This window comes from Diaphorobacter sp. C33 (assembly GCF_030503915.1).
Taxonomy (GTDB): Bacteria; Pseudomonadota; Gammaproteobacteria; order Burkholderiales; family Burkholderiaceae_C; genus Diaphorobacter; species Diaphorobacter nitroreducens.
The window spans coordinates 1738331-1764895 of sequence record NZ_CP129980.1 but is presented as its reverse complement, the minus strand read 5'-3'; the positions used below and the strand labels follow the sequence as shown (position 1 = coordinate 1764895).

Annotated in this window: 22 protein-coding genes; 11 read left to right on the top strand and 11 right to left on the bottom strand. The window is 67.3% G+C overall.

The genetic code is table 11. From position 1 onward, the window contains the following. Nucleotides 1–69: 69 nt before the first annotated feature. Together QY917_RS08370 and QY917_RS08365 are read left to right on the top strand one after the other, a co-directional pair. Nucleotides 70–633 (top strand): NUDIX domain-containing protein, encoded by a 564-nt coding sequence (locus QY917_RS08370; protein WP_015913780.1) that lies wholly within the window; start codon nt 70–72, stop codon nt 631–633. Between the two features lie 5 nt (nt 634–638). Beyond that, entirely contained in the window at nt 639–866 is a 228-nt protein-coding gene (locus QY917_RS08365) for a sulfurtransferase TusA family protein (protein ID WP_011806050.1), read from the top strand. Nucleotides 867–969: 103 nt separating this feature from the next. Here QY917_RS08365 and galU read toward each other — a convergent pair whose 3' ends face one another. The 7 genes from galU to hemC form a co-directional block, all read right to left on the bottom strand. Then, complete coding sequence (gene galU / locus QY917_RS08360; RefSeq protein WP_011806049.1) at nt 970–1857, bottom strand: UTP--glucose-1-phosphate uridylyltransferase GalU; 888 nt, start codon at nt 1855–1857, stop codon at nt 970–972. A 78-nt stretch (nt 1858–1935) separates the two neighbouring features. After that, on the bottom strand, nt 1936–4803 hold the full coding sequence (locus QY917_RS08355; protein ID WP_123676083.1) for a valine--tRNA ligase: 2868 nt from the start codon (nt 4801–4803) through the stop codon (nt 1936–1938). A 134-nt stretch (nt 4804–4937) separates the two neighbouring features. Beyond that, complete coding sequence (locus QY917_RS08350) at nt 4938–5558, bottom strand: VOC family protein (protein WP_011806047.1); 621 nt, start codon at nt 5556–5558, stop codon at nt 4938–4940. Nucleotides 5559–5736: 178 nt separating this feature from the next. Then, nucleotides 5737–7020, bottom strand: coding sequence for a heme biosynthesis HemY N-terminal domain-containing protein (locus tag QY917_RS08345; RefSeq protein ID WP_123676019.1), 1284 nt, complete (start codon nt 7018–7020; stop codon nt 5737–5739). A 23-nt stretch (nt 7021–7043) separates the two neighbouring features. Then, nucleotides 7044–8120, bottom strand: a complete 1077-nt coding sequence (locus tag QY917_RS08340; protein WP_123676020.1) for a uroporphyrinogen-III C-methyltransferase — start codon at nt 8118–8120, stop codon at nt 7044–7046. Then, a complete protein-coding gene (locus tag QY917_RS08335) occupies nt 8110–8928 on the bottom strand; it encodes a uroporphyrinogen-III synthase (protein WP_123676021.1) in 819 nt (272 codons plus the stop codon). Before QY917_RS08335 ends, QY917_RS08340 begins: the two co-directional genes overlap by 11 nt. Nucleotides 8929–8930: 2 nt before the next feature. Continuing rightward, complete coding sequence (hemC, locus tag QY917_RS08330; protein WP_123676084.1) at nt 8931–9863, bottom strand: hydroxymethylbilane synthase; 933 nt, start codon at nt 9861–9863, stop codon at nt 8931–8933. Between the two features lie 125 nt (nt 9864–9988). On the opposite strand from hemC, the gene ppc reads away from it, so the two are divergent. From ppc to QY917_RS08310, 4 genes are all read left to right on the top strand, one after another. Next, nucleotides 9989–12838, top strand: coding sequence for a phosphoenolpyruvate carboxylase (gene ppc / locus QY917_RS08325; protein ID WP_123676022.1), 2850 nt, complete (start codon nt 9989–9991; stop codon nt 12836–12838). A 9-nt stretch (nt 12839–12847) separates the two neighbouring features. Then, the gene (yccS, locus tag QY917_RS08320) at nt 12848–15031 is read left to right on the top strand and encodes a YccS family putative transporter (protein WP_123676023.1); all 2184 of its coding nucleotides are present in this window, start codon (nt 12848–12850) and stop codon (nt 15029–15031) included. Nucleotides 15032–15128: 97 nt separating this feature from the next. After that, nucleotides 15129–15743 (top strand): hypothetical protein, encoded by a 615-nt coding sequence (locus tag QY917_RS08315; RefSeq protein ID WP_123676024.1) that lies wholly within the window; start codon nt 15129–15131, stop codon nt 15741–15743. Nucleotides 15744–15757: 14 nt separating this feature from the next. Continuing rightward, nucleotides 15758–16312, top strand: a complete 555-nt coding sequence (locus QY917_RS08310) for a FlgO family outer membrane protein (protein ID WP_302079261.1) — start codon at nt 15758–15760, stop codon at nt 16310–16312. Between the two features lie 81 nt (nt 16313–16393). Here the strand turns inward: QY917_RS08310 and flhC are convergent, their stop codons facing one another. The 3 genes from flhC to bfr form a co-directional block, all read right to left on the bottom strand. After that, entirely contained in the window at nt 16394–16933 is a 540-nt protein-coding gene (flhC, locus tag QY917_RS08305) for a flagellar transcriptional regulator FlhC (RefSeq protein WP_015913769.1), read from the bottom strand. Nucleotides 16934–16974: 41 nt separating this feature from the next. Further along, on the bottom strand, nt 16975–17304 hold the full coding sequence (gene flhD, locus QY917_RS08300) for a flagellar transcriptional regulator FlhD (protein WP_011806037.1): 330 nt from the start codon (nt 17302–17304) through the stop codon (nt 16975–16977). A 303-nt stretch (nt 17305–17607) separates the two neighbouring features. Beyond that, entirely contained in the window at nt 17608–18084 is a 477-nt protein-coding gene (gene bfr / locus QY917_RS08295; protein ID WP_011806036.1) for a bacterioferritin, read from the bottom strand. Nucleotides 18085–18321: 237 nt separating this feature from the next. Between bfr and ahpC the strand changes: the two genes are divergently transcribed. Next, the gene (ahpC, locus tag QY917_RS08290; protein WP_015913767.1) at nt 18322–18885 is read left to right on the top strand and encodes an alkyl hydroperoxide reductase subunit C; all 564 of its coding nucleotides are present in this window, start codon (nt 18322–18324) and stop codon (nt 18883–18885) included. Between the two features lie 105 nt (nt 18886–18990). After that, nucleotides 18991–20547, top strand: a complete 1557-nt coding sequence (gene ahpF, locus QY917_RS08285) for an alkyl hydroperoxide reductase subunit F (RefSeq protein ID WP_123676026.1) — start codon at nt 18991–18993, stop codon at nt 20545–20547. A 100-nt stretch (nt 20548–20647) separates the two neighbouring features. Here ahpF and QY917_RS08280 read toward each other — a convergent pair whose 3' ends face one another. Continuing rightward, on the bottom strand, nt 20648–21478 hold the full coding sequence (locus tag QY917_RS08280; protein WP_011806033.1) for a pyruvate, water dikinase regulatory protein: 831 nt from the start codon (nt 21476–21478) through the stop codon (nt 20648–20650). A gap of 223 nt (nt 21479–21701) precedes the next feature. Here QY917_RS08280 and ppsA point away from each other — a divergent pair, with 223 nt between their 5' ends. Genes ppsA through QY917_RS08265 form a run of 3 tightly spaced genes read left to right on the top strand, consistent with a single transcriptional unit; the run spans nt 21702 to nt 26510 of the window. Next, the gene (ppsA, locus tag QY917_RS08275; RefSeq protein WP_011806032.1) at nt 21702–24092 is read left to right on the top strand and encodes a phosphoenolpyruvate synthase; all 2391 of its coding nucleotides are present in this window, start codon (nt 21702–21704) and stop codon (nt 24090–24092) included. Nucleotides 24093–24112: 20 nt separating this feature from the next. Beyond that, nucleotides 24113–24430 (top strand): DUF4212 domain-containing protein, encoded by a 318-nt coding sequence (locus tag QY917_RS08270; protein ID WP_011806031.1) that lies wholly within the window; start codon nt 24113–24115, stop codon nt 24428–24430. After that, the gene (locus tag QY917_RS08265; protein WP_123676027.1) at nt 24423–26510 is read left to right on the top strand and encodes a VC_2705 family sodium/solute symporter; all 2088 of its coding nucleotides are present in this window, start codon (nt 24423–24425) and stop codon (nt 26508–26510) included. The genes QY917_RS08270 and QY917_RS08265 overlap by 8 nt, the downstream gene beginning before the upstream one ends. The last annotated feature ends 55 nt before the right edge of the window (nt 26511–26565 follow it).

Genomic DNA, 26565 nt, shown 5'->3' with positions numbered 1-26565 from the left:
GTCAAGCCCAAGCAGCTATTAATTACGGAGCGCTGTGACTGCCATGGCGCATGCTGGAGGAGCATCGCTATGTCGTACGAAACCCGCTATTGCACCCACTGCGCCACGGCGCTGGCGCCCATCGTGGTCATTGAGGACAGCGGCGAGAAGGAACGCCTGCGCTGCCCCGCCTGCGGCTGGACGCACTGGAACAACCCGACGCCCGTGCTGGCGGCCATCGTGGAGGTGGACGGCCGCGTGCTGCTGGCGCGCAATGCGCTCTGGCCACCCAAGATGTTCGCGCTGATCACTGGTTTCATGGAGGCCGGCGAGACGCCCGAGGACGGCATTGCCCGCGAAGTCAAGGAAGAAACCAACTTGGACGCGCGCAGTGTGCAGCTGGTGGGCGTGTATGAGTTCATGCGCATGAACCAGGTCATCATCGCCTACCATGTGCGGGCCGAAGGCGAGGTGCGCCTGTCGCCGGAGCTGCTGGAGCACCGCTTTTATGAGCTGGACCAGCTCAAGTGCTGGCCCGCGGGCACAGGCTATGCGCTGGCCGACTGGCTGCGCTCGCGTGGCCACGAGCCGGTGTTCTTCACCGCCGAGGAAAATGCAGAGCGCCGCCGCGGACTGGACGCGCCGAAGGACTGAGAAAAATGGACATCCACAAGGAAATCGACACCCGGGGCCTGAACTGCCCCCTGCCCATCCTCAAGGCCAAGAAGGCCTTGGCCGACATGGCCAGCGGCCAGCTGCTCAAGGTGGTGGCGACCGACAGCGGCTCGCTGCGCGACTTCCAGGCGTTTGCCCGGCAGACCGGCAACGAACTGGTTGAGCAACAGACCGTGGGCGAAGAATTCATCCACGTGCTGCGCCGTCGCTGAATGATTAAGGACTAAATAGCCGTCCAGCGCTTGTTGGGCAAGCGCTGGTAGCTATCAAAATAGGAATCCGGGCGGGAGGCAGGGGTACCGCTCCGGCGGTGCGTTACAGCGCCAGGGATTGGAGGTATTCGCGGAACTGCGGGCCCACCTGCGGGTGCTGCAGTGCCAGTTCGACCGTGGCTTCCAAAAAGCCTTCCTTGCTGCCGCAGTCGTACCGTTTGCCGGCGTACTGGTAGGCATACACCGTCTCGTGCTGCATCAGGCGCGCGATCGCATCGGTGAGTTGGATCTCGCCGCCCACGCCCTGCGGCTGGTTGCGGATCTCTTCGAAGATGCGCGGCGTGAGCACATAGCGGCCGGCCACGCCCATGCGCGACGGTGCCTTTTCGGGTGCGGGCTTCTCCACGATCTCGTCAACGCGGATCAGCGCGCCGCCAGCGCTCTCGCCCTTGACGATGCCGTAGCGCTTGGTGTGCTCCAGCGGGACTTCCTGCACGGCCAGCAGCGAGCGCCCCTGCTTGGCGAAAGCGGCCGTCATCTGCGCCATCACGCCGGGGCCGCCGGGCTCGCCGGTCATCAGGTCGTCGGCCAGGATGACGGCAAAGGGCTCGTTGCCCACCAGGGGCTCGGCGCACAGCACGGCATGGCCCAGTCCCAACGAGCGTGGCTGGCGCACAAACAGGCAGTTCATGTCGTCGGGCGCGATGCTGCGCACCAGCGCGAGCATCTCGCGCTTGCCGGCGTTCTCCAGCTCGTTCTCCAGTTCGTACGCGGTATCGAAATGGTCCTCGATCGCGCGCTTGCTGCGGCCGGTGACGAACACCATGTCGCGGATGCCGGCCTCGTAGGCCTCCTCGACCGCGTACTGGATCAGGGGCTTGTCCACCACCGGCAGCATCTCCTTGGGCGATGCCTTGGTGGCGGGCAGGAAGCGGGTGCCGAGCCCCGCGACGGGAAAGACGGCCTTGCGGACACGGGTGGGTGCGTTCAAGTCGGGTGCCTCACTAAAAAGGGTGCCGGGTAAAAACAAGGGCGCCTGCAGCGCCCTTGTCCGGTGATCGGGCTGATCTTAGCCCAGGCGCGCGAGCTGCTCCTCGATGCGCGCCAGCGTGGCCCCGAAGTCGGCCACGCGCTTCTTTTCCTGCTCGATCACGGCCGGCGGGGCCTTGGCCACGAAAGCCTCGTTGCCCAGTTTGCCGTTGGCCTTGGCGATCTCGCCGGACAGGCGCGCGGCCTCCTTGGACAGGCGGGCCTTTTCAGCAGCGATGTCGATCTCCACGAACAGTGCCAGGCGGGCGTCGCCCACCACGGCCACGGGCGCGCTTTGCGCGGCCTGGGCCCAGGCGGCCTCGTCGTCGAACACCTTCACCTCGCTGAGCTTGGCCAGGTTCTGCAGCACCGGGGCGATGTTGCGCATGAAGTCCGCGTCGCCCGCCACCAGCAGCGGCAGGCGCTGTGCGGGCGACACGCCCATCTCGCCGCGCAGCGTGCGGCAGGCGTCCACCACTTGCTTGATGCGCGCCACGTAGGCGATGGAGCCCTCGTCGATTTTCTCGGGCTGGGACTGCGGATAGGCGGCGATGGCGATGGAGTCGCCCTTCAGGCCCGCCAGCGGGGCCACTACCTGCCACAGCGCTTCGGTGACAAAGGGGATGACGGGGTGCGCCAGGCGCAGGATGGCCTCCAGCACGCGGATCAGCGTGCGGCGCGTGGCGCGCTGCTGCGCCTCGTCGCCAGTCTGGATCTGCACTTTGGCGATTTCCAGGTACCAGTCGCAGAACTCGTTCCAGACGAAGTCGTAGAGGGTGTTGGCCACGTTGTCCAAGCGGAACTCGGCGAAGCCCTTGGCCACTTCGGCCTCGACCTGTTGCAGCTGCGAGACGATCCAGCGGTCGGCCTGGCTGAAGCGCAGGTAGCTTTCAGTGCAGCCCTGCGCGGTGTCCATGCCGCAGTCGTAGCCCTCGCAGTTCATCAGCACGAAGCGGCTGGCGTTCCACAGCTTGTTGCAGAAGTTGCGGTAGCCCTCGCAGCGCTTGCTGTCGAAGTTGATGCTGCGGCCCAGCGACGCCAGCGCGGCGAAGGTGAAGCGCAGCGCGTCGGCGCCATAGGCGGGAATGCCCTCGGGAAATTCCTTTTGCGTGTTCTGGCGCACTTTGGTCGCGGTCTCGGGGCGGCGCAGGCCCTGGGTGCGTTTGTCCAGCAGCGGCTCCAGCGCAATGCCGTCGATCAGGTCCACCGGGTCGAGCACGTTGCCCTCGGACTTGCTCATCTTCTTGCCCTGCGCGTCCAGCACCAGGCCGTGGATGTAGACATGCTTGAACGGCACGCGCCCGGTGAAGTGCGTGGTCATCATGATCATCCGGGCGACCCAGAAGAAGATGATGTCGTAGCCCGTGACCAGCACGCTGCTGGGCAGGTACAGGTTGTAGTCGTCGGTGGCACCATCGGTCTGGTTTGGCCAGCCCATGGTGCTGAAGGGCACCAGGGCGCTGGAGTACCAGGTGTCGAGCACGTCGGCATCGCGGGTCAGCGTCTTGCCGGGGGCCTGGGCCTGGGCCTCTTGTTCGTTGCGGGCCACGTACACATTGCCGTCCTCGTCGTACCAGGCAGGGATCTGGTGGCCCCACCACAGCTGGCGGCTGATACACCAGTCCTGGATGTTGTTCATCCACTGGTTGTAGGTGTTGACCCAGTTCTCGGGCACGAACTGCACCTGGCCGCTGGCCACGGCGTCGATGGCCTTTTGCGCGATGCTCTTGCCGGTGGCGTCGCCCGTGCCTTCTTGGGCCACCTTGTTCATGGCCACGAACCACTGGTCGGTCAGCATGGGCTCGATCACCTGGCCGGTGCGGGTGCAAATCGGCACCATCAGCTTGTGCTTCTTGGTCTCGACCAGCAGGCCCTGGGCCTCCAGGTCGGCCACGATGGCCTTGCGCGCCACGAAGCGGTCCATGCCCTGGTACTTGGCGGGGGCGTTCTCGTTCACCGTGGCCTGCAGGGTGAGCACGCAAATCATGGGCAGCTTGTGGCGCTGGCCCACCTGGTAGTCGTTGTTGTCGTGCGCGGGCGTGACCTTGACCACGCCGGTGCCGAACTCCTTGTCCACGTAGGCGTCGGCAATCACCGGGATCTCGCGGTCGCACAGCGGCAGCTTGACCATCTTGCCGATCAGGTGCGCGTAGCGCTCATCCTCGGGGTGGACCATCACGGCCACGTCGCCCAGCATGGTCTCGGGGCGGGTGGTGGCCACCACCAGCTGGCCGCTGCCGTCGGCCAAGGGGTAGGCGATGTGCCACAGCGAGCCGTCTTTTTCCTCGTTCTCCACTTCCAGGTCCGACACGGCGGACTGCAGTTTGGGGTCCCAGTTCACCAGGCGCTTGCCGCGGTAGATCAGGCCCTGCTGGTACAGCTTCACGAAGGTGTCGGTCACCACCTTGGAGAGCTTGTCGTCCATGGTGAAGTACTCGCGGCTCCAGTCCACGCTGTCGCCCAGGCGTCGCATCTGGGTGGTGATGGTGTTGCCGCTCTTTTCCTTCCACTCCCACACCTTCTTCACGAAGTCGGGGCGGCCCAGGTCATGGCGGCTCACGCCTTGCTCTTGCAGCTGGCGCTCGACGACGATTTGTGTGGCAATGCCCGCGTGGTCGGTGCCCGGCACCCAGACGGTGTTGTGCCCCAACATGCGGTGGTAGCGCGTCAGGCTGTCCATGATGGTCTGGTTGAACGCATGGCCCATGTGCAGTGTGCCCGTCACGTTGGGCGGAGGCAGCTGGATGGCGAATGCCGGCTGCCCGGCCTGCGCCGCGCCCGTGCCGCGGTAGCCTGCCACGCCGTAGCCGCGCTTTTCCCATTCGGGGCCCCAGTGGGCCTCCAGGGCGGCGGGCTCAAAGGACTTGGAGAGGCTGTTCAGGCCGGGTTGTTCGATCGTGTCGCTCATGGCAATGAAAAACGGCATCCCGTGGGATGCCGCCTGGGCAGTGGTTCGGAGGATGGGGGCATTTTATTCGGTTACCGCCATGCTTCCATACTGATAGCTGCTTGCGCTTGCTGGATAAGCGCTGGAGGCGCTTTTTACTCAGACCCTGTGGTGGGCACGAATTCGGGGCGGTCGTTGGTCTGGGGTTTGAGCGGCGCGCTGGCATGGCCGCCGGCGCGTTCCTTGCGCCATTGCTCCTTGCGCGCCGTCCACTCGGCCAGCCGGGCGTGGGCGGTGGTGCTTTCGCGCTGCATCTGCGCGGTGTCGGCCAGTTGGGCCGACAGCTCCAGCCGGATGCCGTTGGGGTCGAAGAAGTAGATGCTCTTGAAGATGTGGTGGTCGGTCACTCCGAGCACCTGCACACCGTGTGCCTGCAGACGGGTTTTGGTGTCCTCCAGCTCTTGCACGGTGTTCACGCGGAAGGCGATGTGGTTGACCCACGGGGGGGTGTTGGGCGAGGGCTCGGGCTTCACGTCGTCGCCCAGGTCGAAGAACGCGATGAACGAGCCGTCCTGCAGCCGGAAGAAGAAGTGGGTGTAGGGGCAGTACTCGCCCGTGCTGGGCACGTAGTCGCTCTGGATGATGTGGTACAGCGGCAGGCCCAGGATGTCCTCGTAGAAGTGGCGCGTCTCCTCCGCGTCGCGCGCCTTGTAGGCGTAGTGGTGCAGCTGCTGGATGGCGGCGGGGGGCGGGAGGGTGTCGTGGGGAGCAGTCATGGCGTTGTCTCCGGGATAGGGCGCCAGGGCGCATGCTGGTATGAAGAAGTGCCTGAAATTCTACTATTCGTAATTGATTTGCGTTAAGTGAATTTGAAAAACCGCTGTCCAGCAGGCATGGCGCAGCCGCCGCGGCAAAGGCGGCCGGTGGCCTCAAACGGGAAAGAGGGAGTGGTGCTCAGGCGTTCGCCTGGGCGGCTTTCTTCCAGGCATCCGCGGCGGCCTCTGCGTCGCCGCGCTGCTCGGCCAGCTCGGCAAGATGGCGCCAAGCGCTGGCGCGCAGCGACGCATCGGGAAGCTGCTGAGCGGCCTGGGTGAAGAGTTGCTGGGCCTTGCCCCACAGGTTGCGCTGCAGGCAGGCCTTGGCCGACAGGTATTGCAGACGCGCGTTGCGCGGAGCCGCCTGCTGGGCGGACTCGATGCGCGCCAGCCAGTTGGCATCCAGCGCCTGCAGGCTGCCCTCAAGCGCGCGCACCAGTTTGAGCACCTGGGCATCGGGCAGCGGGGGCTGAGCGGGGTCCGTCATGCGTTCCCACACCGGCAGAAGCCATGCGCGCACCTGCATCGCATCGCCGCCCAGCTGGCCCAGGCGCTGCGCCGCATGCACGGCAATCTCGGGCATGGCGCGCTCATGGGGCTCCAGCCCCAGCCAGATGCGCTGCAGTTGGGCTGGGTCGTAGGCGCCGTTGATCAGTTCCATTGCCAGGCCGCGCACGATGCTCTCGGCGGCGGCCGGCGAAAAGGCGTGGTGCTTGCCCAGCAGACGGGCGGTTTCCAGCGCCTGCTCGGTCTGGTGCGACAGGCGCGATGCCTTGAGTTTGGCGCGCAGTGCCAGCGTGCGGCGCGCCGTGCCGGCCGGCAGGACGGAAAGGCGCTCCAGCGCGGTGGTGGCGTCGCGCTCGTCCAGCGACCAGCGTGCCGCGCGCAGCTGCGCGCCCTCGCGCAATTCCTGCTCGATGGCGGCCGCCCGATCGGGAATGTTGTCCAGCGCCTGCTGCAAGTGTGCTTCCCGCGTGGCACGGTCCTGCAGCGCATGCGAGCTTTCCGCGGCCACCATGTGGGCCAGCGTGCGCAGCCGACGGCCATGGGGCAGGGCTTCCTTGGCGTCTTCGAGGGCGCGCTCCTGCACGATCGCGGATTCCGCGGACTTGCGGGCGCGCAGGAAGCGCCCTCCCAGCATCTGCGACAGCGCATCCAGCAGCGCACCGTGCATGGCACGCTCCTTTTGCAGCAGGCGCCAGCGGCGCGCCTGCATGGGTAGCTCCAGCAGCGCCGCCAGGGCGCGCAGCGCCGCGTACAGCAGCGTGAAGCCGCCGAACAGCAGCATCAGCACCATGTTGAGGGACAGGTCGATGCGGTAGGGCGGCCAGAACAGCGTGACCGTGCCCTGGTTGTTGCCCGCAAACAGGGCGACGGCAACGGCCACACCGAACAGGGCCAGGAACCAGAGTGCTGCGCGCATGGGCAGAGTGTCCTAGGGGCGGGTCAACGGCCGGCCGCGGCCGTGGCCAGCGCGGCGAAGGTGTCCTCCAGCGCGGGCATTTCGACAGTCTTCATGTGCGCCTGCAGCTGCTGCAGGGCCGCGGTGGCGTTCTGCGTGCGGCGCGAGGCAGGATCGAAGTACTTGCCCAGCGCGCTGTAGGCGCCGGCCAGGTCGGCGCGCGCCGAGTCCATGCGACGCGCCAGCAGGCCCAGCCGTGCATTGAGCAGCTTGAGCTTGAGGTTCTCGCGCAGGAAGAAGGCCTGGTCGGGGGCGAGCAGGATGGCGTCGGGATGGTCGATGCGGCTCACGCGCACCAGGCCGCGCACCTCGTCGCGCACGCCTTCCCAGGTGCGGTGCAGCGTGGCTTGCCAGCGGGGCTGGCTGGCGGTGCTCGCGGCGGGGGCGGGCGCCGTCGCCTCGCCCGCCGGGCGGCGCATGCTGGCTGCTTGGGCCACGCTGCCCAGCAGGGGCAGCTCGTCCACCTGGCGCACCAGGTCGTCCAGGCGGCCGAGCAGACCTGCAGTGTCGATGACGTTGGCGCGCTCCAGGCGCTCCAGGTCATGGCCCATGGCGCGCAGCACGGGCGCCAGGCGCGGCTGCGATGCGCGCTCCACGCGCTGGCTCGCGCTCTTGAGCGCGGCCACCAGGGGCTGCAGGCTGCCCGTGAGCTGGGCCTGCTGCTGCGCCAGGCGGATGGCGGCTTCCACGTCCACCACCAGGTTCTCGTCGCGCGTGCGCGAGAGGCTTTGCATGAGCTCTTCCAGCTGGCTGCGCTGCAGCGCGACTTCGCTCACGCGGGCTTCTGCCACGGCCAGGCGCGTGGAGGTCTCGCGCGCCAGCTCCTGCGCTTGCTGGGCCATGGTGCGTGCCTCGATGGCCTGGGCGCCGGAGTCGGCCGACTGGCGTGCCAACTGCTCCTGGATGGACGACAGCCGCTGCCACAGCATCACCGAACTGGCCAGCGCGGCAATGGCGATGGCGCTCAGCGCGAATAGGGTCGCGCGGCCGCCGTGGGCCGCGGCGGGCCGGGGAGCGGCGGGCGCCGGTGCGGGCAGCCCGGATGAGGACTCATTGCTCATAAAGCGATTCTATCGAGGCTGCCACTTCATCGAACGCCGGACGGCATTCGTGCACACTGCCAAAGCCGGCCACACGTGCGGCCTGCGCGATACGCGGGTGGGTGGTCAGGGCGCGGGCCATGCCCCAGTGTTGCGCGGGCAACACAGCACGCAGGTTGGCGATGGCCTCGGAACTGCTCAGCAGCCAGACCGAGCCGTCGCTGGCGGCTGCTTGCGCCAGCTCCAGTTGCTGGGCGTCGAGGCAGGGGGCGCCGCGCTCGTACGCGGCGACGAAGTCCACCGCGCCACCCGCAGCGGCAATCTGCCGGGCCAGCCATTCGCGCCCGTTGCCGCCCTCGGCCGTGGGGGCGTTGGCTCCACGCACGATGAGCACGCGGTCGCCCGGGCCGATCTGCGGCGCGACCACTTGCCACAGGGCTTCGGAGTCAAACTGCGCGGCGTCGGCGCCGGGAGCGTCAATGCGCTCGGGCGCAACCCCGGCCTGCACGAGTGCCGCCACGGTACCGGGGCCGGGAGCCCATACTCTCGTTTTGATAGCTGCTAACGCTTGTCCAGAAAGCGCTAGAGGCATATTTGATTCAAAGAAATACTGCGCCGCATTGCCGCTCACGAACATCACCGCGCAGTAGCGGTCCACGCATGCCCGGGCCTGTTGCAGCTCCTCGCGCAGAGCCGGGTTGGTCACCGGGCCGATGGCGATGAGTGGCAGCGCCAGCGCGGCGATGCCGCGCGCCTGCAGATCGGCGGCCCACTGCGTGGCCTCGCGCGCGGGGCGCGTGACGATGGCCCGGGGCGGCTGCACGGGCAAGGTCAGAGCGCTCCCACGGCGCCGGCGGTGCGCAGCTGTGCGGCGACGGCCAGTCCCAGTGCATCGGCCTGCTCCAGCGTATGCACGGGGGCCGCGCCCTCGGCGCGCACCAGCGGCACCCGGGCCGCGACGTCGCCCCAGGCGGCGCGCAGCGAGAGCGTGTCGCCGTCCCACTGGCCATGCGCGGCCAGCGGCATGGAGCAGCTCCCTCCCATGGCGCGGCTCACGGCACGCTCGGCCGTCACCGTGAGCCAGGTGCGCTCATGGGCCAGCGGCGCCAGCGCCTCGCGCAGGTCGTGGCGGTCGCCGCGGATCTCGATGCCCAACGCGCCCTGGCCGGCGGCGGGCAGCATCTGCTCGGGCGTGAACACGGCGCGGATGCGCTCGTGCAGGCCCAGGCGCTTCAGGCCTGCGGCCGCGAGCACGATGGCCGCGTACTGGCCCTCGTTCAGCTTGCGCAGGCGCGTCTGCACGTTGCCGCGCAGCGGCTCGATCTGCAGGTCGGGGCGCAGCGCTTGCAGCAGCACCTGGCGGCGCAGGCTGGAAGTGCCCACCACCGCACCGTGGGGCAGTTCGTCCAGCGATGCGTAGCCGGGCGACACGAAGGCGTCGCGCGGGTCCTCGCGCTCCATCACACAGGCCAGGGCGAAGCCCTGGGGCAGTTCCATGGGAACGTCCTTGAGCGAATGCACCGCGATGTCGGCGCGGCCTTCCTCCAGCGCCACTTCCAGCTCCTTCACGAACAGGCCCTTGCCGCCCACCTTGGACAGCGTGCGGTCCAGGATCTGGTCGCCGCGCGTGGTCATGCCCAGCAGCGCCACGGCGTGGCCGCGCGCGCGCAGCAAGGACTGCACATGCTCGGCCTGCCAGAGCGCGAGTTGGCTTTCGCGCGTGGCGATCACGATGGAAGGAAGCGAGGGAGAGGGAGTGGTCATTGCGGCGTCTGTCTCGGCCCCCGCAGGCACGGCGGCGGGGCAGCGGGGGGATGCTAGCATGCTGCGCTGCAACAGCCGCGCCATTCCATCAACCATCCCATCGGCGCGCCAGGAGACCTTTGCGCATGACCGCCCCCGCCCGCAAGACCGACGCCGCCGCGGCGCCGGCGCCCGCCCGCAAGACCGACAAGGACCTGCCGCTGATCCAGGACATCCGCCTGCTGGGGCGCATCCTGGGCGACGTGATCCGCGAACAGGAGGGCGTGGCCGCCTATGACCTGGTGGAGCAGGTCCGCAAACTGTCAGTGGCCTTCCGGCGCGACGCGGATCACGAGGCCGACAAGGCGCTGAAGAAGCTGCTCAAGGGCCTGACGGGCGACCAGACGGTGAGCGTGATCCGCGCCTTCACGTACTTCAGCCACCTGGCCAACCTGGCCGAGGACCGCCACCACATCCGCCGCCGCGCCGTGCACGAGCGCGCGGGCAGCGCGCAGGAGGGCAGCATCGAGGTGGCGCTGGCGCGCCTGCGCTGGGCCGGCATCGCGCCGCGCACCGTGGCGCAGACGCTGGCCACCAGCTATGTGGCGCCGGTGCTCACGGCCCACCCGACCGAGGTGCAGCGCAAGAGCATCCTGGACGCGGAGCGCGAGATCGCCCTGCTGCTCACCCAGCGCGACGATATCCAGGCGCGCGCCCAGCTCTACAACAGCGCGAAGGACACGCTCACCCCGCGCGAGCTGGCCGCCAACGAGGCGCAGCTGCGCGCGCGCGTGGCCCAGCTGTGGCAGACGCGGCTGCTGCGCTACTCCAAGCTCACCGTGGCCGACGAGATCGAGAACGCCCTTTCGTACTACGAATACACCTTCCTGCACGAGATCCCCAAGATCTATGCCGAGCTGGAGCGCGAGCTGGGCGGCAGCCACCCCGTGGCGAGCTTCCTGCGCATGGGCCAGTGGATCGGTGGCGACCGCGACGGCAACCCCAACGTGAGCGCCGACACGCTGGCCCTGGCCCTGCGCCGCCAGGCCGAGGTGGCGCTGCGCCACTACCTGACCGAGGTGCATCACCTGGGGCGCGAGCTGTCGCTCTCCAGCAACCTGGTGCAGGTCTCGGCCGAGATGCTGCAGCTCGCCGCACGCTCGCCTGACACCAGCGAGCACCGCCGCGACGAGCCCTACCGCCGCGCACTCACGGGCGTGTACGCGCGCCTGGCCGCCACGCTCAGGGATTTGACGGGCGGCGAGGCTGCACGCCATGCCGTAGCCCCACAGAATGCGTACGCCAGCGCGGGCGACTTCCTGGCCGATCTGCGCGTGATCGAGGCTTCGCTGCGCTCGCACCGCGGTGCGGCCCTGGTGGGCGAACGCCTGCGCCCGCTGATGCGCGCAGTGGAAGTGTTCGGTTTCCACCTGGCCACGGTGGATCTGCGCCAAAGCTCCGACCAGCACGAGCGCGTGGTGGCCGAACTGCTGGCCACCGCCCGGGTGGAGTCCGACTACGAGGCCCTGCCCGAGCCCGCGCGCCGCGCGCTGCTGCTGCGCCTGCTGTGTGACGCACGGCCCCTGCGCGTGGTGGGGGCGCCGTATTCCGAGCACACGACGGGTGAGGTCGCCATCTTCGAGACCGCGCGCCAGATGCGCGAGCGCTATGGCGACGACGCCATCCGCCACTACATCATCAGCCACACCGAGACGGTGAGCGACCTGCTGGAGGTGCTGCTGCTGCAAAAGGAGGTGGGCCTGCTGCAAGGCACGCTGGACACGGGCGCCAGGGCGGACCTGATCGTGGTGCCGCTGTTCGAGACGATCGAGGACCTGCGCAATGCCGCGCCCATCATGCGCGAGTTCTACGCGATCCCTGGCATCGCGCAGTTGGTGCGCGCCAGCGGGGCCGAGCAGGACATCATGCTCGGCTACAGCGACAGCAACAAGGACGGCGGCATTTTCACCAGCAACTGGGAGCTGTACCGCGCCGAGATCGCGCTGGTGGCGCTGTTCGACGAGATGAACGCCGCCCAGGCGGGTGCGCCCATCCAACTGCGCATGTTCCACGGCCGTGGCGGCACGGTGGGGCGTGGCGGCGGGCCCAGCTACCAGGCCATCCTGGCGCAGCCGCCCGGCACCGTGCGCGGGCAGATCCGCCTGACCGAACAGGGCGAGGTGATCGCCTCCAAGTACGCCAACCCCGAGATCGGCCGGCGCAATCTGGAGACCCTGGTGGCCGCCACGCTGGAAGCCACGCTGCTGCAACCCACCAAGTCCGCCACCAAGGCGTTCCTGGAAGCGGCCGAGCAGCTCTCGCAGGCCAGCATGGAGGCTTACCGCGCGCTGGTGTACGAGACACCGGGCTTCACCGATTACTTCTTCAATTCCACGCCGATCCGCGAGATTGCCGAGCTCAACATCGGCTCGCGCCCGGCCAGCCGCAAGGCCAGCCAGCAGATCGAGGATCTGCGCGCCATCCCCTGGGGCTTCAGCTGGGGCCAGTGCCGCCTCACGCTGCCGGGCTGGTTTGGCTTCGGCGCTGCGGTGGATGCCTTCACGCATGCACCGGGCAAGGACCCCAAGGCCCAGCTGGCGCTGTTGCAGAAGATGTACCGGCAGTGGCCGTTTTTTCGCACGCTGCTGTCCAACATGGACATGGTGCTGGCCAAGAGCGACCTGGCGCTGGCCTCGCGCTACAGCGAGCTGGTGGCCGATGCGCGCCTGCGCAAAAAGGTGTTCGGTGTGATCGAGGCCGAATGGCAGCGCACGGCCGACGCGCTCACGCGCATCACGGGGGAAAAGCAGCGCCTGGCGGCCAACACGGCGCTGGCGCGCTCCATACGGCACCGCTTCCCCTACATCGACCCCCTGCACCATCTGCAGGTGGAGCTGGTGCGCCGCTGGCGCGCGGGCCAGGGCGACGAGCGCGTGCAGACCGGCATTCACATCTCCATCAACGGTATTGCCGCGGGGCTGCGCAACACGGGCTGAGGTACGGGCGTGGTAGACGGCATCACGGCGCAGTGGCTGCAACGCCTGGGCGCGCAGGTCGCCTGGGCCTACGGCCTGCGCGTGCTGCTCGCGCTGGGCGGCGCCATGGCCTGGAGCTGGGGCACGCACCAGGTGGATCTGGTGGTGCCGCTGTTCCTGGGCGTGCTCGCGTCTGCGCTGGCCGAGACGGATGACAGCTGGCGCGGCCGCCTGAAGGCGCTGCTGGTCACACTGGCGTGCTTTGCGCTCGTGGCCTTCCCGGTGGCGGCGCTCGTGGACCAGCCGCTGTGGTTCCTGGTGGTGCTGCTGGTGTGCAGCTTCGTCTTCACATTGCTGGGCGCGGTCGGCGGGCGCTACCGCGCGATCGCTTCGGCCACGGTGATCCTGGCGCTGTATGCGGCCCTCAGCGTGCCCCAGGGTGCGGGCGACACGCAGCCCTGGTGGCGCATGCCTGCGCTGCTGCTGGCGGGCGCGGGGTGGTACGGGCTGCTGTCGCTGGCGTGGTGTGTGCTCACGCCGTTGTTGCCCCTGCGGCATGGCATGGCTGCGCTGTACGAGGAACTGGGCGCCTACCTGCGGCTCAAGGCCAGCGTCTTCGAGCCCGTGCGCGGCGTGGATGTCCAGCAGAGGCGGCTGGCGCTGGCACAGACCAATGCGCGCGTGGTGGCGGCGCTCAACAGCGCCAAGGAAAGCCTGTTCAGCCGCATGGACGCGCAGCCGCCCCAGGGCCGGCTGCTGCAGCTGCTCAACCTGTATTTCATCGCCCAGGATATTCACGAGCGCGCGAGCTCCTCGCACTACCACTACAACGAATGGGCGGACGTGCTCTTTCACAGCGATGTGCTGTACCGCTGCCAGCGCGTCCTCACGCTGCAGGGCATGGCCTGTACGCAGCTGGGTGAAGCACTGCGCCGGCGCCGCCCGCTGGTACGCGATGCGGGGCATGCGCAGGCGCTGGCAGACCTGCATGATTCCATCACCTACCTGGAGCGCCAGGGCCAGAGCGCCTGGCAGCGCCCGCTGCGCTCGCTGCGCGCGCTGGCGCGCAACCTCAGCACGCTGGACGCGCAACTCACCACCGCCACGCTGCCCATGCAAAACGCGGTGCTGGGGGACATCGCATTGTTCGACCGCACGCCGCGCTCGCTGGCCGATGCGTGGGGCCGCGTGCGTGCGCAGCTGCATGCGCGCTCGGTGCTGTTTCGGCATGCGGTGCGCCTCACGCTGGCGCTGGCCGCGGGGTATGCCGCCATGCAGCTCACGGACCCCAGGCACGGTTACTGGATCCTGCTGACCACGCTGTTCGTCTGCCAGCCGACCTATGGGGCCACCGTGTCCCGCGTGGCGCGGCGCGTGCTGGGCACCGCGCTGGGGCTGGTGGCGGGCTGGGCGTTGCTGGAGCTGTTCCCCAGCCCGACCCTGCAGGCGCTCTTGGCCGTGGCGGCGGGGGTGCTGTTCTTCCTTACGCGCACCCAGCGCTACCTGCTAGCCACGGCGGCCATCACGCTGATGGTGCTGCTGTGCTTCAACCAGACCACGGGCGAAGGCTACACGCTCATCCTGCCGCGCCTGCTGGACACGGTGATCGGCAGTCTCATCGCGGCGGCCGCCATGTTTCTGGTGCTGCCTGACTGGCAGGGCAAGCGCCTGGGTGCCGTGGCGGCCGAGGCGCTGGAGGCCCATGCGCTGTACCTGCGCGAGATCATGTCGCAGTACGCCACGGGCAAGGACGACGACCTGGACTACCGCCTGGCGCGCCGCGTGGCGCACAACGCCGATGCGGCCCTGTCCGCCGCGCTGTCGCACATGCTGCTGGAGCCGCGCTGGGTGCGCCGCCACGCGCGCGTGGGACTGCAGTTGCTGGTGCTCTCGCACACGCTGTTGAGCTATCTGTCGGCCTTGGGTGCGCACCGCGGTCTGCCGGCCGACGTGGCGGCTGATTCGTTGGCAGAGCGCGCCGCCCGTGAGGCCGCGAACCAGATCGAGCAGATGGCCCAGGCGCTGCGCGGGCGGCATGCGCTGGCGCAGGAGGATGGCGCTGCCGAGGGGTTGGCGCTGGCGCTGGAGCAGGCGGCCGATGCCTCCGGCGACGGCCTGTCGCTCGTGCAGGCCCAGTTGGCGCTGGTGTGCCGGCAGGTGGCGCCGCTGCGGGCCGCGGTGCGCTCGCTTGCCGGGCAGGGCGCGGCGGCCTGAGGCTGATCTGGCCCGCAAAGCCCCTCTTGTTCCACCCTTGGCGCGCAGGCGCACCGGCTAGCATGGCCGGTCGTCACGCAATACATATTCTTCGATCATGAGAAACCGGGTTTTGGCCTTCTGCGTCCTGGCCGGGCTGGCGGCCGGCTGCGCGCCCCTGCCAACGGCGCCGCACGGCGCGACGCCGGAGGGGGCGCACGCGCCCACGGAGCAACAGGCGGTGAACGCAGTCCGCCAATGGGACGTGCTGGCTGCCGACGTGGCGGCGCATGTGGCCGATCGGCTGCGTGGATGGCCCGCGGGGCAGCACCCGATCCATGTGGAGATGGCCCCCCAGGCCTCCGACTTTCAGCGCGGCTTTCGCGAGTTGCTGGTCACGCATTTGGTGGAGCGGGGCATCGCCGTGACCACCGAACCCGCAGCCCTGCGGTTGCGGGCCAGCACCCAGCTGGTGCAGCACCACGCGGGTGCGGCGTCCGCGGCGCCGTTGCAGCGCCTGGCCGAAGGTGTGTACGTGCGGCGCAATGCAACGCATGCGGACGCGAGTGTGCCGATGCGCACCGAGGTGCTGGTCGTCACGTCGCTGGAAAGCGAGGGCCGGGTGCTGGTGCGCACATCTGACGTGTACACGATCGCGCAGCCGGACGCACCGCTGTACCAGCGCCCCGCTGCGGCGCCGGGGCCCCTCACGACCTGGCGGGTCGTGCCATGAAGGAGGGAGACCGCATGACGCAACGCATTGGAATACAGCGGCGCGTGCTGCTGGCAGCGGTGCTGACCGCCAGCGCATTGGCCCTGCCGGGCTGCGCACGCTACTACTACGGCGCTGCGGTCAGCAGCGACCCCGTGGACCTGATGGCCAGCAACCACGGCGCCGCGGATGCGCTGTTGCTGCAAGTGCCGCTGGATCCCGATACCCCTGTGCTGGTGGCAACGGTGGTGCAGTTGGACCGGTTGGATGAATCTTCGCGCCTGGGGCGCCTGGTGGCCGAGCAACTGGCGGGCCGGCTGGTCCAGCGCGGGCTGCGCGTGACCGAGCTGCGCATGCGCGAGACCCTGGCGATGCGCCCCGGACAGGGCGAGCTGCTGCTGTCGCGGCACGCACAGGAGGTGGCGCGCGCCCAGGCGGCCCAGGCCGTGCTGGTGGGCACCTACGCGGTGGCGCCGCAGGCGGTTTACGTGAGCCTGAAGCTGGTGGGCGCGGGCAACGCGGTGCTGGCGGCGCACGACTATGCACTGCCCATGGATGCCAACGTGCGCGGTCTGCTGGCGGGCCGGTAGCCCATTGCCGCGCCGTTATGCTATTTATTTAATAGCTATTAGCGCTTGATGGGTAAGCGCTAGAGGCTATTTTCACTTGAATTAGTGCAGCGTGAGTGCGCCGGCGCTCTTGCTCTTGCCGGCACGTGCGGGCGGGTTGCACAGGCCGCAGGTGTAGTGGCGGTTCTCGTACAACTCGGTGACGAACTGGCCGCTGCACTGCGAGCACTTGGTGCGCGTGAGCATGCCGGCATCCACGAACTTCACCAGCCGCCAGGCGCGCGTGAAGGACAGCAGTGGGTCGATCTGCGCCGCGGCCACCTGCTCGTTGTAGAGGCGATAGGCCTTGGTGAGCAGCTCCACCGCGTCCAGGCTCACGCCCTTGGACAGATATTCGTAGATGTTCAGGAACAGCGAGCTGTGGATGTTCTCCTGCCAGGTGAGGAACCAGTCCGTGGAGAAGGGCAGCTGTCCCTTGGACGGCGACTTGCCCGCGATCTCCTTGTACAGGCGGATCAGGCGCTCGTACGACAGCGTGGTCTCGGACTCCAGCACCTGCATGCGGGCTCCCATCTCGATCAGCATGGCGGCGCGTTCGATTTGCTTGGATTCGTTGAGAACGCTCTTGGCGGGTGCGGACATGGCGGGCTTTCGGAAGAAGAGGGGAAGGCTGGCGTGGGACTTCAGAGCACTTCGGAGACGCGGCTGGCCATCAGGATGTTGGCGTGCAGCGTGTTGGTGGCTTCGCTGGCGGCTTTGCGCGGCGTGTTGTGGCTGGTCAGCAGGCTCCACACCAGTTCGTCGTCCACGCGGAAGCTGCACAGCAGCGTGTTGCGCGAGGCAAGCTTGAGCACCTGTGCGGCGGACAGCGATGCCAGAATGTCGGCCGCTTCTTCGTTCAGCCCCAGACGGAACACGGCTTCGGCCTTGTCCTGGCGGATCAGGGTCTGCGCCAGCATCAGGTAAGTGAGGTTGGCTTCGCGGATTTCGGCGAGCAGTTGTTCGGAGGTCATGGGGCAATCCTTTCCAAGAGGGGATCACTGCGTTGCATAACGTTGCATGTGTTGCGTGATCCGATGAAATGGATTGTGAAACCGGGGCAAAAAGAAATTAAGTCGGGGTTCGGCGCTGCGTGGCGTCTGGCGGATGAGCAGCCTTTGTAGGAATTTGCCTTACAGCGGCGTCGGCGTGTGGCGCGTGTTTGCGGTAGTGGTTTCGCCGGTACAGGCATGAAAAAACGGGCCGCAGCCCGTTGGATGGAGTGCGCGCGGTCGTGCGCAGGGGGAAGGCACCGTGTCAGGCGCCTGACGCCTGGCTCAGTCGGCGTCGCCCATCTGGGACTGCAGGTAGTTCTGCAGCCCGACCTTGGCAACCAGTTCGATCTGGGTTTCCAGAAAATCGATGTGCTCTTCGGTGTCTTCGAGGATGTCTTCCAGCAGTTCGCGCGAGACATAGTCGCGTACCGACTCGCAGTAGGCAATGCCTTCCTTGATGGTGGCCTGCGCTCCGCGCTCGGCGCGCAAATCGCATTCCAGGATCTCGGGTACGTCTTCGCCCACCTGCAGCTTGGCCAGGTCCTGCAGGTTGGGCAGGCCGTCCAGCATGAAGATGCGGTCCATCAGCCGGTCGGCGTGCTTCATCTCGCCGATGGACTCGTCGTATTCTTTCTTGGCCAGCTTGTCGAAGCCCCAGTGCTTGAGCATGCGGTAGTGCAGGAAGTACTGGTTGATGGCCGTGAGCTCATTCTTCAGCTGGGCCTGCAGGTGTGCGATGACTTGCGCGTCGCCTTTCATGGGGCTTCTCCTTTCAGTCAGAAAGGGGCATTGTCATGACCCTGGCACCACGGGGCAAGACAATGCCCCTGCATGCAGGCTTTGCCTGCGTGTGATGCTGAGTCGTGTTCTCGAATGGAATGAGTTGATAGTCAATATCAATTCAATTGATGTGTTCAATTTATTGGATTTATCATTCGATCCGGCCTAGACTTCAGTCTTGTTCTAGCCCATCAACCTAAGTAAGAGGAAACAGCAATGTCCGTGCTTAACACCACTATCAAGCCTTTCAAGACGCAAGCCTTCAAGAACGGCAAGTTTGTCGAAGTGACCGAGAAGGACGTCCTGGGCAAGTGGGCCGTGTTCTTCTTCTACCCGGCCGACTTCACCTTCGTGTGCCCCACCGAGTTGGGCGACGTGGCCGACCACTACGACGAGCTGCAGAAGCTGGGTGTTGAGGTGTACTCCGTGTCCACCGACACGCACTTCGTGCACAAGGCATGGCATGACGCCTCCGACACGATCCGCAAGATCAAGTACACCATGCTGGGCGACCCCACCTGGCAAATCAGCCAGAACTTCGACTGCCTGCGCGAAGGCCAGGGCCTGGCAGACCGCGCCACGTTCATCGTGGACCCCCAGGGCGTGATCCAAGCGATGGAAATCACCGCCGAAGGCATCGGCCGCAACGCCGCCGATCTGCTGCGCAAGGTCAAGGCTGCCCAATACGTGGCCAGCCACCCCGGTGAAGTGTGCCCCGCCAAGTGGGAAGAGGGCGCCAAGACGCTGGCTCCTTCGCTGGACCTGGTCGGCAAGATCTAAGCTGGCACCAGCCGCGTTCAGCCGCCGCGGCGGCTGACCAAGACGCCCGGGTGCCAGGCGCCCGGGTTTTTTTTGCCCATAACTAGATTGATTAGGAGTAACCCTATGCTCGACGCCAACCTCCAAGCCCAATTGAAAGCCTATCTGGAGCGCCTGCAGCGCCCGGTGGAGCTGGTCGCCACGCTGGACGATGGCGCCACTTCCCAAGAGCTGCGGGAACTGCTCCAGGAGATCCGCTCCCTCTCCGACAAGATCACTGTGGTCGAGAAGAACGACGCGCCCGTGCGCAAGCCGTCCTTCCTGATCACCAACCCCGGCGTGGACACCGGCGTGCGTTTCGCGGGCGTCCCCCTGGGCCATGAGTTCACCTCGCTGGTGCTGGCGCTGCTGCAGGTGGGCGGCCATCCCTCCAAGGAATCGGCGGACCTGCTGGAGCAGGTCAAGGGCCTGGACGGCGACTTCCATTTCGAGACGTACTACTCGCTGTCCTGCCACAACTGCCCCGACGTGGTCCAGGCGCTGAACCTGATGAGCGTGCTCAACCCGCGCATCACGCACACGGCCATCGACGGCGCCGTGTTCCAGGACGAGATCAAGGAACGCCAAATCATGGGCGTGCCCACGGTGTTCCTGAACGGCAAGAACTTCGGCCAGGGCCGCATGGAGCTGGCGGAGATCGTCGCCAAGATCGACAGCGGCGCGCATGCCCGCGTGGCAGCCAAGCTCAACGCCATGGAGCCGTTTGACGTGCTGGTGGTCGGCGGTGGCCCCGCCGGCGCTGCGGCCGCCGTGTATGCGGCGCGCAAGGGCATTCGTACCGGCGTGGTGGCCGAGCGTTTCGGCGGCCAGGTGCTGGATACGGTGGACATCGAGAACTACATCTCGGTCAGCAAGACCGAGGGCCCGAAGTTCGCCATCGCGCTGGAGCAGCACGTCAATGACTACGACGTCGAGGTGATGAACCTGCAGCGCGCCAAGGCGCTGAAGCCCGCCGCAACGGAAGGCGGCCTGGTGGAAATCGAACTCGACAACGGCGCAACGCTCAAGAGCAAGACCGTGATCCTGTCGACCGGCGCGCGCTGGCGCAACATGAACGTGCCGGGCGAGGAGCAGTACCGCACCAAGGGCGTGACGTACTGCCCGCACTGCGACGGCCCGCTGTTCAAGGGCAAGGACGTGGCGGTCATCGGCGGCGGCAACTCGGGCGTGGAGGCCGCGATCGACCTGGCCGGCATCGTCAAGAGCGTGACGGTGCTGGAGTTCGCCAGCGAGTTGAAGGCCGATGGCGTGCTGCAGAAAAAGCTGCGCAGCCTGCCCAACGTGACGGTCATCCTGAACGCCCAGACCACGGAAGTGAATGGCGACGGCAGCAAGGTCACCGGCCTGACCTACAAGGACCGCACGACGGACGAGGCCAAGACCGTGGCGGTCGAGGGCATCTTCGTGCAGATCGGTCTGTTGCCCAACACCGACTGGCTCAAGGGCACGGTGGACCTGACGCGCTTTGGCGAGATCATCATCGACGCCCGGGGCCACACCAACGTGCCGGGCGTGTTCGCCGCGGGAGACTGCACCAACGTGCCGTACAAGCAGATCATCATCGCCGCAGGGGCGGGCGCGACGGCGGCCTTGTCGGCCTTCGACCACCTGATTCGCCACTGACATCTAAGCCAAATTGGCCTCTAGCGCTTACCAGTCAAGCGCTGATAGCTATCAAAAACAAAGCGCCTTTCGGGGCGCTTTTGTTTTGATGCAGGGGCGGTCAGTATTGCAGCCGTTCCGGCCGCACCTCCTGCAGGATGGTGGTCGCGATCTCCTCGATGCTCTTGGTGGTGGTGGATAGCCAGCGAATGCCCGAGCGGCGCATCATCGCCTCGGCCTCGGCCACCTCGTTGCGGCAGTTCACCAGATCGGCGTACCGGGAGCCGGGGCGCCGCTCATTGCGGATCTGCGACAGCCGTTGCGGGTCGATCGTCAGGCCGAAGATCTTCTTGCGGTGCGGCACCAGCGCGGGCGGCAGTTGGCGGCGCTCGAAGTCCTCGGGGATCAGTGGATAGTTGGCCACTTTCAGGCCGCACTGCATGGCCAGGTACAGGCTCGTGGGCGTCTTGCCGCTGCGCGACACGCCGATCAGGATCACGTCCGCACCCGACAGGTCGCGGTGGCTCTGGCCGTCGTCGTGGTCCAGGCTGAAGTTGATGGCTTCGATGCGGTCGCTGTATTCCTTGGACACGCTGATGTCAGAGAAACGCCCCACGCGGTGGTGTGACTTCACGCCCAGCTCGGACTCCAGCGGGCGGATGAAGGTGCCGAACATGTCCAGCAGCATGCCCCTGCAGCCGTCCTCGATGATCTTGAGCACGCTCATGTTCACCAGCGTGGTGAACACGATGGGCTTCTTGCCCTCCAGCTCGGCCGTGTGGTTGATCTGGCGCACCACCTGGTGCGCCTTGTCCTCGGTATCGATGAAGGGCAGGCGCACGTGGCGCGGGCGGATGTCGAACTGCGCCAGGATGGCATTGCCGAAGGTCTCGGCCGTGATGCCGGTGCCGTCGGAGATATAGAACACGGTGCGCGTGTGCGTGGCAAGCATGGGAAAGGAAGAGCGGGAAGGAGAGCGTGGTGAAGCGATGGCGCGTGCGCTGCGGCGGGCAGCCCGCCTACAATGGCGCCCATTATTCCCAATTTCTCCCCATGCACCGCGCCGGCCCACAACCACAACAGCAAAGCCGTGGCCGCTGCATGAGCGACGACTGCCCGCCTTCCCTTGACGCGACGGTGGGCGCAGACCGGTTTTTAAACTCTGGAGCTTTCCCATGTCTGCACGTTTCGAGGCGACCGCCCTGGTCGTACCGTTTGAGAACCTGAGAATGAGCGACGTCGAGGTCGTTGGCGGCAAGAACGCCTCCCTCGGCGAGATGATCTCCCAACTGCCCCAGGGGGTGCGCGTGCCCACGGGCTTCGCCACCACCGCGCATGCGTTCCGCGAGTTCCTCAAGTACGAAGGCCTGCACGACCGCATCAGCCAGCGCCTGGCCGCGCTGGACGTGGACGACGTGCGCGCGCTGGCCGAGGCGGGCGCCGAGATCCGCGGTTGGGTAGAAAACCAGCCGTTCCCTGCCGACCTGGAAAAGGCCGTGCGCGAGGCATTTGCCGCGCTGTCGGCGGGTAACGACCAGGCCAGCTTTGCCGTGCGCTCCTCCGCCACGGCCGAGGACTTGCCCGACGCCTCCTTTGCCGGTCAGCAGGAGACCTTCCTGAACGTGGTGGGCATCGAAGCCGTACTGCACAAGATGAAGGAAGTGTTCGCGTCGCTGTACAACGACCGCGCCATCTCCTACCGCGTGCACAAGGGTTTTGCCCATGACGTGGTGGCCCTGTCGGCGGGCGTGCAGCGCATGGTGCGCTCCGACCTGGGCGCGGCCGGGGTGATGTTCACCATCGACACGGAAAGCGGCTTCGAGGACGTGGTGTTCATCACCTCCAGCTACGGCCTGGGCGAAACCGTGGTGCAGGGCGCCGTGAACCCCGACGAGTTCTACGTGCACAAGCCCATGCTCCAGGCCGGCAAGCAGGCCGTGATCCGCCGCAACCTGGGCTCCAAGCTGATCCAGATGGTGTTTTCCACGGCGCAGGAAAAGGCCGCCAGCGGCAAGCTGGTGAAGACCACCGAGGTGGCAACCGAGCTGCGCAATCGCTACTCGCTGACCGACGCCGAGATCGAGCAGTTGGCCCACTACGCGCTGGTGATCGAGCAGCACTACGGCCGCCCCATGGACATCGAGTGGGGCAAGGACGGCACTGATGGCCAGCTCTACATCCTCCAGGCGCGCCCTGAGACGGTGAAGAGCCAGGCCAAGGGCCAGGCCGAGCAGCGCTTCAAGCTCAAGGGCCACGGCCCGGTGCTGGCCGAAGGCCGCGCCATCGGCCAGAAGATCGGCACCGGCCCGGTGCGACTGGTCAACGACATCGCCGAGATGGACAAGGTGCAGCCCGGCGACGTGCTGGTCACCGACATGACCGACCCCAACTGGGAGCCGGTGATGAAGCGCGCCAGCGCCATCGTGACCAACCGGGGCGGGCGCACCTGCCACGCGGCCATCATTGCGCGCGAACTGGGTATTCCGGCCGTGGTGGGCTGCGGCCACGCCACCGACGTGCTCAAGGACGGCACGCTGGTCACCGTGAGCTGCGCTGAGGGCGACACCGGCCGTATCTACGACGGCCTGCTCGAGACAGAGGTGACCGAGGTGCAGCGCGGCGAGATGCCGCCCATCTCCACCAAGATCATGATGAACGTGGGCAATCCGCAGTTGGCCTTCGACTTCGCCCAGTTGCCCAACGAAGGCGTGGGCTTGGCGCGCCTGGAGTTCATCATCAACAACAACATTGGCGTGCACCCGAAGGCCATCCTGGACTACCCCGCCGTGGATGCCGACCTGAAGAAGGCCGTGGAGAGCGTGGCGCGCGGCCATGCCAGCCCACGCGCGTTCTACGTGGACAAGGTGGCCGAGGGCGTGGCGACCATCGCCGCCGCGTTCTGGCCCAAACCCGTCATCGTGCGCCTGTCGGATTTCAAGTCCAACGAGTACCGCAAGCTCATCGGCGGCAGCCGCTACGAGCCCGAGGAAGAGAACCCCATGCTGGGCTTCCGTGGCGCAGCGCGCTACGTGAGCCAGGACTTCGGCGAGGCCTTCGCCATGGAGTGCGAGGCCATCAAGCGCGTGCGCAACGACATGGGCCTGACCAACGTGCAGGTCATGGTGCCCTTCGTGCGTACGCTGGGCCAGGCCGAGCGCGTCACCAAGCTGTTGGCACAGCATGGCCTGCAGCGCGGCGAGAACGAGCTCAAGCTCATCATGATGTGCGAGATCCCGAGCAACGCGATTTTGGCCGAGCGCTTCCTGGAGTACTTCGACGGCTTCTCCATCGGCTCCAACGACCTGACCCAGCTCACCCTGGGCCTGGACCGCGACTCGGGCCTGGAACTGCTGGCCGCCGACTTCGACGAGCGCGACCCGGCCGTGGAAGCGCTGATCCACCTGGCCATCAAGGCGTGCCGCGCGCAGGGCAAGTACATCGGTATCTGCGGGCAGGGCCCCAGCGACCATCCCGACTTTGCCCAGTGGCTGGCGCGCGAGGGCATCACGTCGATCTCGCTGAACCCTGACAGCGTGATCGATACCTGGCAGCAACTGGCGCGCTGACCGCGCCGCAGCCGCAGGCCATGCCCCACCGCCGGTCGCTCACGCAGGAAGAGATCGAGGGGGCGCCCTTTGCCCCCGACCTGCACGATGCACGCCACCTGTGGCTAAAGGCGGGCCTGCTGCTCGTGTGGGTGCTGGTGTCGTTCGGCACCGGCTACTTCGCGCGCGACCTGCAATTCCTGGTGGGTCCATGGCCGTTGAGCTACTGGATTGCCTCCCAGGGGGCAGTCCTGATGTTCATTGGCATCGTCTGCGTTTACTGTGCCGCCATGAGCTACTTCGAACGGCAGGACATGGCGGCGCAGCGCGACGCTGCCACAGCCCCACCCCATGATTGAACGCGGCGGCGAGGGGCGCAGCTACATGGCGCGCCTGAACCGCATCGTGGCGCTGTACATCGCGGGGCTGCTGGGGTTTGTGGCCCTGATGGCCTGGGCCGAGCAGCGCGGGCTGTCGCGCCAGTGGATTGGCCCCATCTTCCTGTTTCTCACCGTGATGGCCTACGCCGCCATCGGCGTGTACGGCCGCACCACGGATGCGGACGAATACTACGTGGCGGGCCGCCGCATTCCGCCGTTCTACAACGGCATGGCCGCCGCCGCGGACTGGATGAGCGCGGCCTCGTTCATCAGCCTGTCGGGCGCGCTGTATCTGCAGGGCTTCTCGGGCACGCCGGAGCAGCCGGGCGGGCTGGCCTATCTGTTGGGCTGGACGGGCGGCTTCGTGCTCGTGGCCATGCTCATCGCGCCGCACCTGCGGGCGATGAACCTCTACACCGTTCCGGACTTCTTCCAGGTGCGTTTTGGCGGGCGCTGGCCACGCATCATCGCGGCCCTGTCGGCCGTACTGTGCTCTTTCACCTACGTGGTGGCGCAGATCTACGGCGTGGGGCTGATCGCCTCGCGCCTGACCGGCGTGCAGTTCGAGATCGGCATCATGCTCGGCCTGGGCGGCGTGCTGCTGTGCTCGTTCCTGGGGGGGATGCGCGCCATCACCTGGACGCAGGTGGCGCAGTACATCGTCATCCTGCTGGCGTTCCTGATCCCCGTGTCGTGGCTGGCGTACAAGCAGCTCGGCAACCCCGTTGCACCGGTGGTGGCGGGGGCACAGATCGGCAAGATCGCCACGCTGGAGGGCGGGCTGCTGGCCTCGGAAGTCGAGCAAGACGTGGTCGCGGCCTACCTGCAGCGCGCCGAGGATTACAAGGCGCGGCTGGCCGACGTGCCCGCCGCACTCGCGCGTGAGCGCGAAGCGGCGCGCGAGCGCATCCAGCGCCTGCGCGCCCAGAACGCCGACGTGGGGCTGATCGTGGCCGCCAGCCGGGATTTGGCCTCCATGCCGCGCGACGAGGCTGCCGCGCGCGATCGCTGGACGCGCGAGATGCGCGACAACTATGAGCGTGCCCGCGCCATGGGCGGCCTGCCGCGCCACAGCCAGGCGTTTGCGGGCGATCCGCAGGGCACCCCGCAGGAGCGCCAGACCTTCGACGATGCGCGCCGCAACTTCCTGGCGCTGATGTTCTGCCTGATGGTGGGAACGGCCGGCCTGCCGCACCTGCTGACGCGCTACTACACAGTGCCCTCGGTGGCGGGCGCGCGCGCGTCGGTCGCGTGGTCGCTGTTCTTCATCGCACTGCTGTACCTGAGTGCGCCGGCGCTCGCCGTGCTGGTGAAGTTCGAGGTCATGAACAACCTCGTGGGCAGCAGCTTCGACCAACTGCCCAACTGGATGGCGCAATGGGCGCGTGTGGACGCCTCGCTGCTGTCCGTGGAGGACGTGAACGGCGACGGCATCGTGCAGTTCGGCGAAATCCGCTTCGGGGCCGACCTCATCATGCTGGCCACGCCCGAGATCGGCGGGCTCCCCTACGTGATCTCCGGCCTGGTGGCCGCGGGCGGGCTGGCCGCTGCGCTGTCCACTGCCGATGGCCTGCTGCTCACCATCAGCAACGCGCTGGTGCGCGACCTGTACCACCAGGAAACGCGCCGCAAGGCGTCGCCCGAGCAGCGGGTGATCCTGACCAAGTTCACGCTGCTCTCCGTGGCGCTGTCTGCGGCGTTCGTGGCGGCGCTCAAGCCGTCGGAAATCCTGCCCATGGTGTCGGCGTCGTTTTCCATCGCCGCATCGGCCTTCGTGCCCGCGATGGTGATGGGCATCTTCTGGCGCGGTACTACGCGCCAGGGCGCGGTAGCCGGCATGCTCGCCGGCCTGTCCGTCACCGTGTATTACCTGTTGGCGCAGGTGGACAGCGTGCGCGAATGGGTACCTTCCGCGCTGCTCGTCGATGGCCTGTGGTTCGGCATCCATCCAATTTCGGCCGGGGTCTTCGGCGTGCCGGTGGGCCTGGCTGTGGCGTGGAGCGTCAGCCTGGCCACGCGGCCGGGCCGCGTGCGGCCGGTTCCCGCGGACGGGCTGTAGCGCGCCGCGCCCCGCGGCTGCGCGCCCACGGGCGACCTGCGGTTTGACCTCATTC